General features: G+C 73.3%; 17 protein-coding genes. 6 read left to right on the top strand and 11 right to left on the bottom strand.

All coding sequences use genetic code 11. The features are described 5' to 3' along the window. Positions 1-32: 32 nt before the first annotated feature. From BUB75_RS27450 to BUB75_RS27420, 7 genes are all read right to left on the bottom strand, one after another. Positions 33-695, bottom strand: a complete 663-nt coding sequence (locus tag BUB75_RS27450) for a response regulator transcription factor (RefSeq protein WP_073260731.1) — start codon at positions 693-695, stop codon at positions 33-35. Continuing rightward, positions 692-1,909 (bottom strand): sensor histidine kinase, encoded by a 1,218-nt coding sequence (locus tag BUB75_RS27445; RefSeq protein WP_073260730.1) that lies wholly within the window; start codon positions 1,907-1,909, stop codon positions 692-694. The genes BUB75_RS27450 and BUB75_RS27445 overlap by 4 nt, the downstream gene beginning before the upstream one ends. A gap of 13 nt (positions 1,910-1,922) precedes the next feature. Next, complete coding sequence (locus BUB75_RS27440) at positions 1,923-3,440, bottom strand: multicopper oxidase family protein (RefSeq protein ID WP_073260729.1); 1,518 nt, start codon at positions 3,438-3,440, stop codon at positions 1,923-1,925. After that, complete coding sequence (locus BUB75_RS27435; RefSeq protein ID WP_073260728.1) at positions 3,437-3,664, bottom strand: hypothetical protein; 228 nt, start codon at positions 3,662-3,664, stop codon at positions 3,437-3,439. The genes BUB75_RS27440 and BUB75_RS27435 overlap by 4 nt, the downstream gene beginning before the upstream one ends. A gap of 81 nt (positions 3,665-3,745) precedes the next feature. Then, positions 3,746-4,030, bottom strand: a complete 285-nt coding sequence (locus BUB75_RS27430; RefSeq protein ID WP_073260727.1) for a hypothetical protein — start codon at positions 4,028-4,030, stop codon at positions 3,746-3,748. Between the two features lie 182 nt (positions 4,031-4,212). Continuing rightward, on the bottom strand, positions 4,213-4,653 hold the full coding sequence (locus tag BUB75_RS27425) for a universal stress protein (RefSeq protein WP_178379993.1): 441 nt from the start codon (positions 4,651-4,653) through the stop codon (positions 4,213-4,215). 60 nt (positions 4,654-4,713) lie between these two features. Continuing rightward, complete coding sequence (locus tag BUB75_RS27420; protein WP_073260725.1) at positions 4,714-5,826, bottom strand: NDMA-dependent alcohol dehydrogenase; 1,113 nt, start codon at positions 5,824-5,826, stop codon at positions 4,714-4,716. A gap of 162 nt (positions 5,827-5,988) precedes the next feature. Here BUB75_RS27420 and BUB75_RS27415 point away from each other — a divergent pair, with 162 nt between their 5' ends. Further along, positions 5,989-7,131: a zinc-binding dehydrogenase gene (locus BUB75_RS27415; protein WP_073260724.1), complete on the top strand. Its 1,143-nt coding sequence runs from the start codon at positions 5,989-5,991 to the stop codon at positions 7,129-7,131. A gap of 4 nt (positions 7,132-7,135) precedes the next feature. On the opposite strand, the gene BUB75_RS27410 is transcribed toward BUB75_RS27415, so the two are convergent. Continuing rightward, positions 7,136-7,876, bottom strand: coding sequence for a GntR family transcriptional regulator (locus BUB75_RS27410; protein WP_073260723.1), 741 nt, complete (start codon positions 7,874-7,876; stop codon positions 7,136-7,138). 135 nt (positions 7,877-8,011) lie between these two features. On the opposite strand from BUB75_RS27410, the gene BUB75_RS27405 reads away from it, so the two are divergent. Genes BUB75_RS27405 through BUB75_RS27385 form a run of 5 tightly spaced genes read left to right on the top strand, consistent with a single transcriptional unit; the run spans position 8,012 to position 12,228 of the window. After that, positions 8,012-9,115, top strand: coding sequence for a TIGR03364 family FAD-dependent oxidoreductase (locus BUB75_RS27405; RefSeq protein ID WP_073260722.1), 1,104 nt, complete (start codon positions 8,012-8,014; stop codon positions 9,113-9,115). Between the two features lie 23 nt (positions 9,116-9,138). Further along, positions 9,139-10,047 carry a phosphate/phosphite/phosphonate ABC transporter substrate-binding protein gene (locus BUB75_RS27400; protein WP_073260721.1) on the top strand — a complete coding sequence of 303 codons (909 nt, stop codon included), beginning with the start codon at positions 9,139-9,141 and terminating at the stop codon, positions 10,045-10,047. Further along, positions 10,047-10,748: a phosphonate ABC transporter ATP-binding protein gene (locus BUB75_RS27395; protein ID WP_073260720.1), complete on the top strand. Its 702-nt coding sequence runs from the start codon at positions 10,047-10,049 to the stop codon at positions 10,746-10,748. The genes BUB75_RS27400 and BUB75_RS27395 overlap by 1 nt, the downstream gene beginning before the upstream one ends. Continuing rightward, a complete protein-coding gene (phnE, locus tag BUB75_RS27390) occupies positions 10,745-11,578 on the top strand; it encodes a phosphonate ABC transporter, permease protein PhnE (protein WP_073260719.1) in 834 nt (277 codons plus the stop codon). The genes BUB75_RS27395 and phnE overlap by 4 nt, the downstream gene beginning before the upstream one ends. Continuing rightward, positions 11,575-12,228: a phosphonatase-like hydrolase gene (locus BUB75_RS27385; protein WP_073260718.1), complete on the top strand. Its 654-nt coding sequence runs from the start codon at positions 11,575-11,577 to the stop codon at positions 12,226-12,228. The genes phnE and BUB75_RS27385 overlap by 4 nt, the downstream gene beginning before the upstream one ends. Here BUB75_RS27385 and BUB75_RS27380 read toward each other — a convergent pair. Genes BUB75_RS27380 through BUB75_RS27370 form a run of 3 tightly spaced genes read right to left on the bottom strand, consistent with a single transcriptional unit; the run spans position 12,218 to position 15,193 of the window. Further along, positions 12,218-13,408, bottom strand: coding sequence for a cytochrome P450 (locus BUB75_RS27380; RefSeq protein WP_073260717.1), 1,191 nt, complete (start codon positions 13,406-13,408; stop codon positions 12,218-12,220). The two genes, BUB75_RS27385 and BUB75_RS27380, sit on opposite strands and share 11 nt — an antisense overlap. A gap of 9 nt (positions 13,409-13,417) precedes the next feature. Continuing rightward, on the bottom strand, positions 13,418-14,395 hold the full coding sequence (locus tag BUB75_RS27375) for a PDR/VanB family oxidoreductase (RefSeq protein WP_073260716.1): 978 nt from the start codon (positions 14,393-14,395) through the stop codon (positions 13,418-13,420). 39 nt (positions 14,396-14,434) lie between these two features. Further along, a complete protein-coding gene (locus tag BUB75_RS27370) occupies positions 14,435-15,193 on the bottom strand; it encodes an IclR family transcriptional regulator (RefSeq protein WP_073260715.1) in 759 nt (252 codons plus the stop codon).

Raw genomic sequence — 15,193 nt, 5'->3', positions numbered from 1 at the left:
GGCGCACAGCATAGGCCACCCGGGCCACTGCACTAACCGCCGCTGGGGCGGACCAGGCCGGTCTCGTAGGCGAGCATCACCAGCTGCGCCCGGTCGCGGACGCCGAGCTTCGTGATGATGCGCGTGACGTGGGTCTTCGCGGTCAGCGGGCTCATCGCCAGCGTCTCGCCGATCTCGCCGTTGTTGAGCCCGGCGGCGATCAGCGCGAGCACCTCCCGCTCCCGATCGGTGAGCACGGACAGCCGCTCCGGTGCGGCCCGGGGCGGCTCCACGCGCCGGGTGAACTCCGCGATGACGCGCTGGGTGACGCTCGGGCTGAGCAGCGCCTCTCCCCCGGCCACCACCCGCACCGCCCGGCACAGCTCGTCGTGGCTGACGGTCTTCGCGAGGAACCCGCTGGCGCCCGACCGCAACGCCTCGAAGATGTACGCGTCGGTCTCGAACGTCGTCAGGATCACGACCCGGATGCCGGGCTGCGTCGCGGCGAGCCGCCGGGTGACCTCGAGCCCGTCGAGGTGCGGCATCCGGATGTCGAGCAGCGCGACGTCGGGCGTGACGCGCTCGGCCTCGCGCAGCGCCTCCGGCCCGTCGGCGGCCTCCGCGACCACCTGGATGTCCCCGTCGAGTTCGAGCAGGCTACGCAGGCCGACGCGGACCAGCTGCTGGTCGTCGGCGAGCAACACCCGGATCGTCACTCGGCCACCTCGGACAGGGCTGACTCGGACAGTGCTGACTCGGACAGGGCTGACTCGGACAGTGCTGGCTCGGACTGGGCCACCTCGGCTACCGCGGCCTCGGTCGGCAGCCAGGCCTGCACGCGGAACCCACCGGCCTCCGGCCGCCCCGCGGAGAGGGCACCGCCGAGGCTCAGCGCGCGCTCCCGCATGCCGGTGAGGCCGTGGCCCCACGAGTCCGCGTCACAGCCGCGGCCGTCGTCGGTGACCGTCACCGTCAGACCGTCCGCGGCCCGGTCGAGGACGACGTGCGCCGACGCGGCGTCGGCATGGCGGAGCACATTGGTGAGGGCCTCCTGGACGATGCGGTACGCGGTCAGCCCCACGGCGGGCGGCAGCGGATCGGTGACACCGGAACGGATCAGCTCCACCCGCAGGCCGCTGTCGGCGGCGCGGCGGACGAGTTCGTCGATCTGGCTCTCGTCCGGCGGCGAACGGCGTGGCTCCTCGGCGTCGGCCTCCCGCAGCAGCGTGACCGTGGCCTGCAGCTCGCCGATCGCGTCCACGTTGATCTTGCGGGTGCCTTCGAGCAGGTCGCGGGCCGCGGCCGGGTCGCGGTCGATGAGCTCCTTCGCGAGCGCGATCTGGATCCCGACGACCGCGACCGTGTGCGCGGTGACGTCGTGCAGCTCGCGGGCGATCCGGAGCCGCTCGGTGAGCACCCGCTGCTCGGCCTCCCGCTCCTGCTGACGACGCTCGGCGGCGAGCCGCGCGGTGAACTCCGCGGCGAACCGGTCCCGGGTGCGGACCGCCGCTCCGGCGACCAGCGCGAGCGCGTAGACCGCGATCTCCCGGACCATTCCGTCGAGCAGCTCCAGCACCGGTACCCCCGCGTGCAGCACCCAGCCGGCACCGATCAGCATCGCGGTCGCGCCCACCACGGCGCCGGTGAGCAACCGTCCTGCCCGCGCCACCGTGTAGAGCGGCACCAGCAGCGGCCACAGCGGCGCGATCCCCGGGTAGCCGGTGGAGTCATACGTGAGGACCGCGACCAGCGAGCCGATCAGCACGGCGACCGGCCACCGGCGCCGGACCAGCAGCGCCGCCCCGAGCGTCAGACCGAGGGTCGCGGCGGCCAGCAGCGCGCCCGGCGGGGGCGACTCCGGGCTGACCGCCACCGCGACCGTGACGGCCGCGGCGCTGGCGACGGCCAGCAGTACGTCGACGGCGCGCATCGTCCCCCTCCGGTCAGTCCCCGTGGCTCTCGTGCCGGGCGGGCACCCGTGTCGCGTCGGCGGCCGACACGACGAGGTACTGGCCCATCATCCCCGCGTCCTCGTGCGCGAGGAGATGACAGTGGTACATGTACGGCAGCCGCGGATCGGAGTGGGAGCCGTACCGGACGGCGAGCGTCACCGAACCGTCCGGCGGCACGTACACGGTGTCCTTCTCACCGCGGTCGGCCGGCGCTGGTTCCCCGCCGTCGCGGGACAGGACGTAGAACGAGGCGCCGTGGACGTGGATGTTGTGCACGTTCTGGCCCGGGTTGCGGATCTCCCAGCGCTCGACCGCACCGGCCTGCACGACGCGGTCCATCCGCGCGTGGTCCATCACCTCGCCGTTGAGGTGGAACTCGCCGAGTTCCAGCCGAAACGGCTCCCGGACCGTGACCGCCGGCCGCCGCACCCGGGTCAACCGCCCCGGCAGCGGTGGTGACGCGTCGAGCGTGTCGGCGGCCCGGATCTCCAGCAGGTCGAACGTGTCGGCCCCGCCGGCCAGCCGACGCGTGAAGACGTTGCCCCCGATCGCCGGCCTCGACGAGCGCAGCACGACCCGCTCCCCCCGGCGGAACGGCACGACGATCTCGGCCCGCTCGCCCGGCGAGAGCCGCAACCGCTCCAGCCGCTGGGGCGTCTCGAGCAGCCCGGCGTCGGTGGCGACCAGCGCGTACGACCGGCGGTCGGAGAACGCGAGGTCGTAGACCCGCGCGTTGGAGCCGTTGACCAGCCGGAACCGCACCTGGCGGGTCCGCACGGCGACGTGCGGATCGTAGGTTCCGTTGACCAGGATGTCGTCACCCAGCAGGCCGGTGGTGGCCACGCCGCCGAACCCGAGGTTCGCCTCGTCGAAGCGTCCGTCGTCGGTGAAGTTGCGGTCCTGCAGGATCAGCGGGATGTCGTCGACGCCGTAGCGGTGCGGGAGCGCCTCGGACTCCGGGTCGTCGATCAGGAACAGCCCTGCGACGCCGCGGTAGACGTGTTTTGCGGTGGTGCGGTGGAGGTGCGGGTGGTACCAGAGGGTGGCCGCGCGCTGCTCGACTGTCCACGCCGGCCGCCACGTGGCGCCGGGCGCGATCGGCTGGTGCGGTCCGCCGTCGGCCGCCGCGGGCAGGTGCATGCCGTGCCAGTGCAGCGACGTGGTCTCCGGGAGCCGGTTCGTGACGTCGACCGCGACCTGATCACCGCGGCGGGCCCGCAGCGTCGGGCCGAGGATCGTCCCGTTGGCGCCCCAGGTCGGCGTCTGCTTGCCCGGCAGCAGCTCGGTCTGCCCCTCCTGCAGCGTGAGCCGGAAGCGGCGGCGGCCGTCGGCGTCGATCTGCGGGGTGAGCTCCGGCGGGATCCGCAGCGGGTTGCGGAACGTCAGCGTGCCGGTGTTGCTCCGGCCCGCGTCGACCCACACGTACCCGGCGAACCCGGCCGGTGGCACGACGAGCAACCCGGTCACGGCGCCCGCCCACCGGAGCACCGTACGGCGCCGCACGGTCATCGCCGGCGTCCGTGCCTGGCGACCGCGTAGCCGATCGTGCTGAGCCCCAGCAGGACGATCCACCAGCCGATGAGGGCCTCGGGCATCGGGATCAACTCGGGTGCGCGCCACCAGACGAACGGCGGCACGAACAGCCAGCCGAGGTTGAACGCGACGCCGAGCAGCGTCACGACGACCCCGGTCCAGAGGGTCGGATTCCGGCGCAGTCGCAGCTTCTCGTTCATGCCGCTGACGGTAGAAATCCGGCGGTCCCCGGAGCGTCCTCCCGATGGTGCCGGTATTCGTACTCCCTCCGGTGTAGCCAGCTACACCGGAGGGATCTCCGGGAACGTCGGGCTGCCGGTCAGAACGAGGCGGCCGAGCGTGAACGCGCCGATCGTCGCCGGTCCGCGCGGGCCGATGACGACCGGAGCGACGACCGGCATGCCTTTCGGCTCCGGCGGCGCCGCCGGAGCGGGTCGCGCCAGCTGCACGCCGACCAGGCCGCGCAGCACGTAGGCGAACGGCCGGTCGGCGACCGACGCCAGCGGTGCGGTCACCGCCTGGGGCGCCACCGTGGTGGCGTGCGTAACGCTCGAGAGTTGTGTCATGTCCTGTACCTCGGGGGGATGCGAAGGCTCGACCGCCCCATCGGTTGCGGCGTCGGTTGCCTCCACCGCCGCGGGCCACGCGCTCCCGTCCTGCTCCTCCCCGGGGAGCAGCCAACGGGCCCCGGCCGGGTGTGAGAGAGGGACACCCGGCCGCGCGGCGCGGCCCCCGGCGAGCGGGGGTGTCAGGGCACCACGGTGACCGGCCAGCGGCCGGCTTTCACCAGGCGGACGGCGAGCGAACCCACCCAGCGATGACCGGCGTGCGTCGACGCGCCGACCACGACCGCGTCGGCGCGCTCCTCACCGGCGATCCGGCAGATCTCGGTGTACGGGTCCCCGCGGACCGCCAGGAACCGCACCGGCACGCCGGCCCAGGCCGCCGACGACTCGACGCTCTCCTTCAGCTCGGCGACCGACTGCTCGACGGCCTCCTCGGCGAGCGCCACCGCCTCCGGGGACATCGAGGCCAGCGCGGGGCGCGTCGCGACGTAGACGACGAGGAAGTCGGCGTTCTGCCGCCGAGCCAGACCGGCGGCGTACGCACCGGCCCGCACCGACGTGGGGCTGCCGTCCACCCCCGCGAGAATGAGTCCCCGCCCATCCCGCACGGAACGCTGCGCCACGGCACCACTATGCCGTAGCACCCCGGGCCACCGTCGGCGGTAGCCCGGGGTACTACGGAGTCAGTGCTCGTGCACCACGACGCCGCGGACGTTCGCGCCGTCGAGCAGGTCCTCGTATCCGCGGTTGACCTCCTCCAGGCGGTAGGTCCGGGTGATGATCTCGTCCAGTTTCAGGGCGCCGCTCTGGTAGAGGCCGAGCAGCCGGGGGATGTCGGCGGTCGGGTTGCAGTCGCCGAACAGGCTGCCGCGCAGCTGCTTCCGGAACAGCGTCATGACCGTGCCCGGCAGCTGGACGTTGATCTCGTCCAGCTTGTTCAGGCCGGTCAGCACCACGATGCCCGCCTTGCCGACGAGCGTGAAGCCGTCCACGACGTTCTCCGTGGTGAGCAGGCCTGGCGACAGGATCGCGGCGTCGGCCATCTGCCCATGGGTCAGATCGGCCACCGGTTCCAGCGCCTCGGCGCCGCTGGCGAACGCGTGGGTCGCGCCGAGTTCGAGCGCCTTCTCCCGCTTGTTGGCCAGCGGGTCGATCGCCACGACGTACTGGGCTCCGGCGTAGGCCGCGGCCTGCACCGCGTTGATCCCGATCCCGCCGACGCCGAGGACGACGACCGTGTCACCGGCCGTCACCTCGGCGGTGTTCACGACCGATCCCCACCCGGTCGGGACGCCGCAGCCCACCAGGACGGCCTTGTCCAGCGGCAGGCTCTCGTCGACCTTGACCACCGAGTTCTGGTGGATGACACCCCACTGGCTGAACGTCCCCAGGATGCACATCGTCCCGTACTGACCGGCGGGTCCGCTGACCGGGAATCGCTCGCCCGGCAGCGCGCCCTCGAGGATCGTGGCGCCCATGTCGCAGATGGACTGCCGACCGGTCGCGCAGTAGCGGCACACGCCGCAGTTCGGGATGAACGAGCAGACCACGTGGTCGCCGGGCTTGACCCTGGTGACACCCGGCCCGACCTCTTCGATGACGCCGGCCCCCTCGTGGCCCAGCACCATCGGTAACCGGGCTTCCAGGTCGCCGTGAGCGATGTGGATGTCGGAGTGGCACAGGCCCGCGTAGAGGTACCGGATCAGCACCTCACCGTCGCGGGGCTTGTCCAGTTCCAGTTCCTCGATCTCGATGGGTTTGCCGGGCTGATGGACGACGGCTGCCAGCGTCTTCATGGGTTCTCCTCGCTCCGACGTTGAGCTGGATCACTCCATGGTGGGCCTCAAAGGGCCGCACCGGAACCCATGCGGGGACGAACATGACCGGGAGTCGACGGCCGGGCGAACAGCGCCCAACTTATCAATACAAGTGCCACGGTGACATGACAGCGTCGGGGCATGGCACTGGCACGCTACGCCCGCTGGGACGGCCCCGGGCTCCCGTTCACGATCGTCCGCACGCCCGTTCCCGACCTGGGGCGCGGCGAGGTCCTGGTCGAGGTGGACCTCGCGACCGTCTGCGGCAGCGACCTCCACACCGCGAGCGGGCGTCGTCCGGGGCCCGCGCCCGGCGTGCTCGGGCACGAGCAGGTCGGGCGGGTGGTGGCGGTCGGGCCGGGCGAGCCGCGGTGCGCCGACGGCACAACGGTGACCGAGGGCCTGCGGGTCGTATGGTCGGTGACCGCCTCGTGCGGCGAGTGCCCGCGCTGTCGCCGTGGCCTGCCGCAGAAGTGCGTCGCGCTGCGGAAGTACGGGCACGAACCGCTCACCGCGGCGCGGCCGCTGACCGGGGGCTTCGCCACCCACTGCGTGCTGCTGCCGGGCACGACGATCGTCGCCGTTCCGGCCGAGGTGCCGGACGAGGTGGCAGCGCCCGCCTCCTGCGCGACCGCGACCGTCGCCGCGACCCTGGCCGCCGCCGGCTGGATGCTTCCCTGGTCAGCCGGGAACGGCCGCGTGGCGGCCCGAACAACAACGCACGAGCCGGACGCCGACCGGGCGCCCGCCGACGGGGTTGGCGCCGATGGGGGGCGGGCGGTGGTGAGTGGCGCGGGGATGCTGGGCCTCACCGCGGTCGCGATGCTGGCCCGGGCGAACGCGCACGTGGTGGCCGTCGACCCCGACCCCGGCCGGCGCGCGCGGGCGGTGGAGTTCGGCGCGCACGAGGTCGCCGCGGACGGCGCCGACCTCCGGGACGCCGACCTCGTGCTGGAACTCTCCGGCGCACCGTCGGCGGTGCAGTCCGCGCTGGCCGCCCTCGCGATCGGCGGCACCGCGGTCCTGGCCGGATCGGTCTCCCCCGGCCCGGCCGTGCCGTTCGACCCGGAACGGCTGGTGCGCGGCCTCCACCGGGTGATCGGCGTCCACAACTACCGGGCGGCCGACCTCCGGACCGCGGTCGGGTTCCTCGCCGCCACCCACCGGGACGCGCCGTTCGCGAAGCTGGTCGGCGGCAGGTACCGCCTCGACGACCTGGACGCCGCGTTCGCGGCGGCCCACCGCGGCCCGGCACCCCGCCAAGCGGTGGCACCGCGCGACTGAACCCCTACGCGATCTCGGCTCGGGCGGAGCCGGTTCCCTCGGCGCGAGCGTTGCGGTGGTTCGTCACCGTTACGGTCGCGATATCCGGGCGATACCGGTCGTCCGACCACTCGATCGGCACCCCGCCCGAGTCCGTGGTCAGGCGCCGTTCGCGCAGCAGCGGCGCCCCCACCGGCACGTCCAGCAGCGCCGAGTCGGTGGCGTCGGCCGCGACCGCGTCGAACGTGTGCCGGGCGGCGTGCAGGTCGACGCCGCGCGCGGACAGGAACGCGTAGATCGAGCCGGCGTTCAGATCGGCGGAGAGCAGCGGACGGCCGACCTGCTCGACGTACGTCATCCGCTCCAGCATCGCCGGCCGCCCGTCCAGCAGCCGCAGCCGCAGCAACTGCACCGCGAGGGCGTCCGGTTCGATCTGCAGCGCGCCCGCCACCACCGGGTCGACCCGGCGCAGCGCGATCTCCTGCAGCCGCTGGCCCGGGACGTGGCCGGTGATCTCCGCCCGCCGGGTGAACGACAGGAACGACTCGAACGGCTGCGCGGGGACGGCGTCCAGGACCACCGGGCGCTTACCCTGCCCGCCCCCGATCAGCCCTTCCTCGCGCAGCGCGGCCAGCGCCTGCCGGACCGGGCCGCGGGAAGCGGCGAACTCGCGGCAGAGCTCGGCCTCGGAGGGCAACGACGCGCCGATCGGGAGGTGTCCGCTGTGGATCCGCCGACGCAGCTCCGCGGCCACGGTTCGGTGCATAGGGGCCGCCACCCGACGAACTATACAAGCGCCACCCGACGCGACGTGGCGCGTTTCCACCGCGCAGGTGAACACCCGATGACTTGTCAATACAAGTATTGACCGGCCCCGCGAGCGGCTGACACCGTCCCCACCGTGACCACCTCGGATCTCGTCGTCGTCGGCGCCGGCATCGTCGGGCTCGCCCACGCCGTCGACGCAGTCAACCGCGGCCTCACCGTGACCGTCGTGGACCGCGACGAGCGCGCGGTCGGGGCCTCGGTGCGCAACTTCGGCCACGCGTGCATCACCGCGCAGACCGGCGAGGCGCTCGCCTACGCCGATCGGGCCCGCGGCACCTGGCTCCGGCTGGGCCTCGCGGCCGGGTTCGGGGTCGCCGAGTGCGGCACGGTCGTCGTGGCACGGGCCGCCGAGGAGATGGCCGCGCTGGACGAACTCGCCGCGCTCCGCGGCCACGACGAGGTCCGGCTGCTGACCCCCGAGCAGGTCGCGCACCGCGTCCCCGTGGAGGTGGAGAACCTGCACGGCGGTGCACTGCTCCCCCGGGACCTGCGGATCGAACAGCGCCGCGCCGCAGGCGCGATCGCGGCCTGGCTGAGCGCGCAGCCCGGGGTCCGGATCCGCTGGGGCACGCCGGTGCTCGGCGTCGAACCGGGCCTGGTCCGCACCGGTCGCGGCGAACTGCGCGCCCGGCGAATCGTGGTCTGTGTCGGCCACGACCTCGACCGGCTGCTGCCCGCGGTCGCCGAGGACGCCGCTCTGCAGCGGTGCCGGCTGCAGATGCTCCAGCTGCGCGTGCCCGGTCTGCGGATCGACCCGGCCGTGCTCACCGGAAGCTCGATGCTCCGCTACCCGGCGCTGGCCGGCACCGACGGCGCCCGCGCGCTCCGCGAGCGGTGGCGCGCCGAACGGCCGGACCTGCTGGACGCGGTCGTCAACCACATGCTCACCCAGCTCCCGGACGGCGACCTCGTCGTCGGGGACACCCACGCCTACGCCCGCACGCCCGAGCCCTGGTCGTCCGAGCAGCTCGACGAGCTGTTGCTGGCCGAGACCCGGGCGCTGCTGGGCCGCTCCGACCTCACCGTCGTCCGCCGCTGGCAGGGCACGTACGCCAGCGCGGACGGCGAGTTCCTCCGCGCGCCGGTCGGTTCCGGCGTCACCGCGGTCTCGGTGACGTCCGGGATCGGCATGACCACCGCCTTCGGGCTCGCCCCCACCGTCCTCGACTCGCTCTGAGCCCCTCCCCAAGGAGACCCCCCGTGTTCGTCCGTCGTTCCCTCGCGCTGGCGGCCACCGCCTGCCTGGCTCTGACGCTCGCTGCCTGCGGCGGTGACGCCGACTCGGCGTCCGCGTCGCCCACCTGCCCCGGCGGTGAGATCCGCTTCGGCGTCGAGCCGTTCGAGGACCCGGCCAAGCTCACCCCGGCCGCCGAGATCCTCGGTGACGCGCTGGAGAAGAAGCTCGACTGCCCGGTGACCGTGCGGATCACCGAGGACTACTCGGCCGAAGTACTGGCCATGGAGAACGGCAAACTCGACCTCGCGATCTTCGGCCCGCTCGGTTACGTGTTCGCCAGCCAGCGGGCGAACGCCGAGGCCGTCGCGTCGTTCGGCGACGCGACCGGGAAGCTGTCCAGCTACACCGCCGCGATCTGGGTGGCGAAGGACTCGCCGCTCACCGGCATCGAGCAGCTGAAGGACAAGACGCTCGCGCTGTCGTCGGTCGGCTCGACCTCGGGCGACGCGCTGCCGCGCAAGGCGCTGATCGACGCCGGCATCGCACAGAAGGACGTCAAGCTGAAGTACGCCGGTGGGCACCCGGAGGCGCTGCTGGCGCTGGTGAACGGCTCGGTCGACGCCGCGGAGATCAACTCGCAGCAGGAGGCCAGCGCGACGAGCTCCGGCACGTTCGACGCCTCGAAGTTCCGCAAGATCTGGACGTCGGAGCCGATCCCGAACGACCCGATCACGGTCCGCGGTGACCTCGACCCGGAGTTCAAGAAGGCCGTCGAGGACGCGCTGCTCGACCTCGACCCGGACGCCGTCGCGAAGCTCGCCGCGCTGCTGGACGTCGACCCGCCCGGCAAGCTCGTCGCGGTGGACAAGGCCACGTACCAGCCGCTCTTCGACCTCGCCACCGCACTGAAGCTCACTGAGAAGGACGTCTGATGCTCGCCCTCCGCGGCGTCCGCGTGCAGTACGGCTCCCGGGCCGTACTGCACGGGGTCGACGTGACGGTGTCCGCCGGTGAGCTGCTCGCGGTGCTCGGCGCGAACGGCTCGGGCAAGTCCACGCTGTTGCGGGCGGCGGCCGGGCTCACCCCGGCCGCCGGGGGCACGGTGACCGTCGACGGACGGCGGCGCGGCCCGCTGGACATCGCTCTGGTGTTCCAGCAGATCCACCTGGTGCGGCGGCGCAGCGCGCTGGAGAACGTCTGCGCCGGCGCGTTGGGACGGCTGCCGCTGCACCGGTCGCTGGTGTTCCCGCGGGTCGTCCGCGAGGAGGCGATGGCCTGCCTGGACCGCGTCGGGCTCGCCGACCGGGCGCACGACCGCGCGGGCAGCCTGTCCGGCGGCCAGCAGCAGCGGGTCGCGGTTGCCCGGGCGCTCTGCCAGCGCGCCCCGGTGCTGCTCGCCGACGAGCCGGTGTCGGCGCTGGACCCGGCCGCCGCCGAGCAGGTTCTCGCGCTGCTCGCCGAGCTGGCGCACGACGAGCAGCTGGCCGTGCTCGCGGTCCTGCACCAGCCCGACCTCGCCCGCAGGCACGCCGACCGGATCGTCGGCCTGCGGGACGGCCGGGTCGTGCTGGACGGCGACCCGTCGCAGCCGGTCGAGTCGCTGTACGTCTCGGCCTTGGAACCCGCCCCATGACCGGAACCGGACCCCTGACCGCGCGCCGCCTCGCGGTGCCGCCGAAACCGCGGCGTCCCCGGGCGCTGATCGTCGGCTGGGCGATCGCCGCGGTCGTCGTGGCCGCGCACGTCGTCGCGTGGGACACCACCGAGATCTCGGCAGCCGCGCTGGTCGAGGGCTGGCGTGGGATGGCGGACTTCCTCGCCGAGGCGATCCCGCCGGACTTCTCGGCCGACGTGCTGCGCGACAGCGCCTCCGCTGCCCTGGTGACGCTCTGGATCGGGCTGCTCGGCACGACGTTGTCGATTCCGGCGACGCTCGTGTTCGCGCTGCTGGCCGCCCGCAACACCGCACCGACGGCCTGGGCCTACCAGGCGGCTCGCGCGCTGCTGTCGTTCCTGCGCGCGGTGCCCGACGTCGTGTTCGCGCTGATCTTCGTGACCGCGGTCGGCCTCGGCCCGTTCCCCGGCGTCCTCGCGCTCGTGTGCCACAACGTCGGCGTGATGGGCAAGCTGTGGGCCGAGTCGCTCGAGGACGCCGACCCCGGTCCCTCCCAGGCGCTCCGATCGGCCGGTGCGGGGCGCATCCAGGTGGCGGCACACGCGTTGCTGCCGACTGTCACGCCGCAGCTCGTCGGCCTGCTGCTCTACCGGTTCGACGTCAACGTCCGCTCGTCGCTGGTCCTCGGACTGGTCGGCGCCGGCGGCATCGGCTTCCTGATCAACCAATCCATCCAGCTGTTCCAGTTCGACCAGATGCTGACCCACATCCTGGTGGTGCTCGTCCTCATCGTGGCCGTCGACCAGCTGTCCGCGTACGTCCGTCGCCATCTGGGGAGCACACCGTGATCCGACTCGTCGCGCTCGACATCGCCGGGACCACCGTCGACGAGGGTGGTGCGGTCTACCGGGTCCTCGCCGAGGTCGTCGCGGAGCACGGAACCCCGGCCGCCGACGCTGACATCCGCCGCTGGATGGGCGCGGACAAGCGCGAGGCGCTGGCGGCGCTCACCGGTGACCGGGCGGCCACCGAGACGCTGCACGCGCGGTTCGTGGAACGGCTGCGGGAGGCCTATGCCGCGGCGCCGCCGCGTCCGATCCCGGGTGTTCCGGAGGCGCTGGCGGCACTGCGCGCCACGGGTGTCCGGGCCGCGCTGACCACCGGCTTCGACCGCCAGGTCACCGACCCGCTGCTCGCCGCGCTCGGCTGGCGGGTCGGTGATCAGCTGGACGCCGTGGTCTGCGCGTCCGAGGTGGCGGCCGGTCGTCCGGAGCCGCACCTGATCCGGGAGGCGATGCGCCGCACCGGTGTGGACGATCCGGCACAGGTGCTCGCCGCCGGTGACACCGTGCTCGACATCCGCGCCGGGCACGCCGCCGGTGCGGGCCTCGTCGTCGGTGTGCTCTCCGGTGCGCAGACCCGCGAGGAGCTGGACGCCGAGCACCCGACGCACGTCGTCGGCAGCGTCGCGGACCTCCCGGATCTGCTCAGCCGGTGATCAGGCGGGCCGGCAGCGCGGCGAACGCGCGCAGCGTGTTGTTGTGGTGGCGCACGGGTGGGCCGGTCAGCTCGATCCGGGACACCCGGGCGGCGAGCGCGGTCAGCACGGCCTCGGCCTCCAGCCGCGCCACGTGCTGGCCGACGCACTGGTGGATGCCCATCCCGAAGCCGACGTGCGCGGACGGGTCCCGTCCGAGGTCGAACCGGTCGGGGTCGGCCCAGCGCCGCGGGTCGCGGTTGGCCGCGCCGAGGAACATCAGGATCTTGTGGCCCTCCGGGACGACCGTGTCGCCGATCCGCATGTCCCTGGTCGCGGTGCGGAAGAACGTCTGCACCGGCGATTCGAGCCGCACGGCCTCGTCGAACGCGACCCGCGCCAGGGTCGGGGCGGCGCGGAACCGGTCCCACTGGTCGGGGTGGGTCGCGAACGCGTAGAGCGCGGCGCCCAGCCCGTGCACGGTCGTGTCGACCCCGGCGGTGAGCAGCGAGCGGACGATCAGCGGCGCTTGTTCAGGGGTGATGTCGCCGCGGTCGGCGGCGGCCCAGATCTGGGCGCCGAACCCGTCCGGGGCCAGCACCTCGCGGGCGCACTGGGCGTTGACCCAGGCGGACAGTTCGCCGATCCGCGGCAGGCCCTTGGCGACCAGCTCGTTGGACGGTCCGAACGCGTTGAACGCGTGGTCACCGTAGGGCAGCAGGTTCTCCCGCCCGGCGTCCGGCAGGCCGACGGCGTCCGGGAAGACGCGGAGCGGGAACGCCTGCGCGACCGCGGTGACCAGGTCGATGTCACCCGCGCCGAGCACCTCGTCGACCAGCTGTTCGGCGGAGGCCAGCCAGCGCGGCCGGAGCGCGCGGAGCGCGCGCGGTGTGAGGATCGGTTCGAGGACGTGGCGGGGCGCGTCGTGGTGCGGCGGATCCGCTTCCAGCAGCAGGCTCGGCGGACGCCACGGCTTCTCGACGCGGAAGTTCGAGAGCCCGACGCCGGCCGCGGACTGGAAGTTCTGCCAGTCGGTGAGGGCGGCGTGCACTTCGGCGTAGCGGCCGAGCCCGTAGACGTCGTACGTGGACAGGTGGACGACCGGGCCGGCGTCGCGCAGCGCGGCCTGGAACGGCAGCGGGTCTTCGAGGATCTCCGGGCCGAACGGATCGGCGTCCATGGAGGTCAGTGCGAGCGTCATGAAAACCCCTCAGGCGTCGAGGACGAGGCGGTCGCCGCAGGAGCGGGACACGCAGACGAACATGCTGCGACCGGCCGCGCGTTCGGCGTCGGTGAGCAGCGAGTCGCGGTGGTCGGGCACGCCGTCGAGCACCGCCGTCTCGCAGGTCCCGCAGGTGCCCTGGCGGCAGGACGAGAGCACGGGCACCCCGGCGGCGGCCATCGCCTCCAGCACGCTGGTGCCGGGGGCGACGGTCACCGTCACGCCGCTGCGCTCCAGCTCGACCGCGAACGGCGTGCTGCGCACCGGCGGGCCCTGCTCCTTCGGCACGAACCGCTCGGTCCGCAGCGTGCCCGGCGCCAGCGTCGAACACGACGCTTCGATCGCGTCCAGCAGCGGGCCGGGCCCGCAGCAGTACACCTTCGCGCCCGCGGGCATCGACTCCAGCGTCGACGCGAGGTCCAGCAGCCCGTACTCGTCCTGCGGCCGGATCCGCACCCGGTCGCCGTACGCGGCCAGCTCCGGCAGGAACGCCATCGACGAGCGGGTGCGGCCGCCGTAGAGCAGCGTCCACGGCGTCCCGAGCAGCTCGGCGTGCTGGATCATCGGCAGGATCGGCGTGATCCCGATCCCGCCGGCCACGAACACGTAGTGCGCGGCCGGGACCAGCGGGAAGTTGTTCCGCGGCCCGCCGACGCCCACCAGGTCGCCGATCGACAGCGTGTCGTGGACGTACGCGGAGCCACCCCGCCCGGCGAGCTCGCGTAAGACCGCGACCCGGTACGACGTCGGGTTCCAGCGATCTCCACACAGCGAGTACTGCCTTGTGACGTCACCGGGCAAGAGAACGTCGAGGTGGGCGCCGGGCGTCCAATCCGGGAGCCGGCCACCGTCCGGGGCGACGAGCGTCAATCCGCAGACCCCGTCGGCCAGCGGAGTCTTGGCGGCGACGCGCAGGGCCGACAGTCCGGTGGAGGACGGAAGAAGAGCATGCGCAGCAGCGGGCATGCCGCCGAGGATCAGCGCCGGGTAACCCCGGTCACAACGTCAGTTCCATTCAATGGGTCCGATGGACGCCTGGATGCCCCGGGCCATCGCCCGCAGCAGCGGCACCGTGCCCAGCGCCCGGTCGTCGTTCGGCACTACGACCGCCAGCGCGGCCACGACCGCGTCGGACCGGTCGCGCACCGGCACCGCGACCCCGGCCGCGTCCGGGTGGATGTGGCCGGGACAGTGCACGAACCCCTGCGTGCGCACCTGCGCCAGCGTGCGGCGCAGCGTCCTGGCGTCGGTGATCGTCCGGTCGGTGTACCCGCGGAGCGGGCCGGCGAGCACCGCCTCCTGCAGATCGGATGGGGCGTGCGCGAGCAGGATCAGCCCGCCCGACGACGCGTGCAGCGGCAGCCTCCCGGCGATCTGGGTGAGGTTGATGACCGCGCCCGGCGCCGACAGCCGCTCGACGAACAGGACCTCGCGCTGCTCCAGCACGCCGAGCTGGACGTGGTGCCCGACGACCGCGTGCAGGTCCTCCAGGAACGGCATCGCGGCACTGCGCAGGCCGAGCGTTGGCGACGCGCGGGACGCCAGCTCCCACATCCGTACGCCGATCCGCACCCGGCGCGCGCTGTCGCGTCCCAGCAGGCCGTGGCCGACGAGCTGGTCGACCAGCCGGGACGTGGTGGACAGCGGTAGCCCGGCGCGCGCCGCGAGAGCGGAGACGGTCAGGACCGGGGTGTCCGGGTCGAACGCCTCCAGCACCCGGACCACCCGGTCGACCATCGAGTCACCGGACGGGGAACGCGCCAC

Source organism: Cryptosporangium aurantiacum (assembly GCF_900143005.1).
GTDB lineage: Bacteria > Actinomycetota > Actinomycetes > Mycobacteriales > Cryptosporangiaceae > Cryptosporangium > Cryptosporangium aurantiacum.
This window is presented reverse-complemented; position numbering and strand designations above follow the sequence as displayed.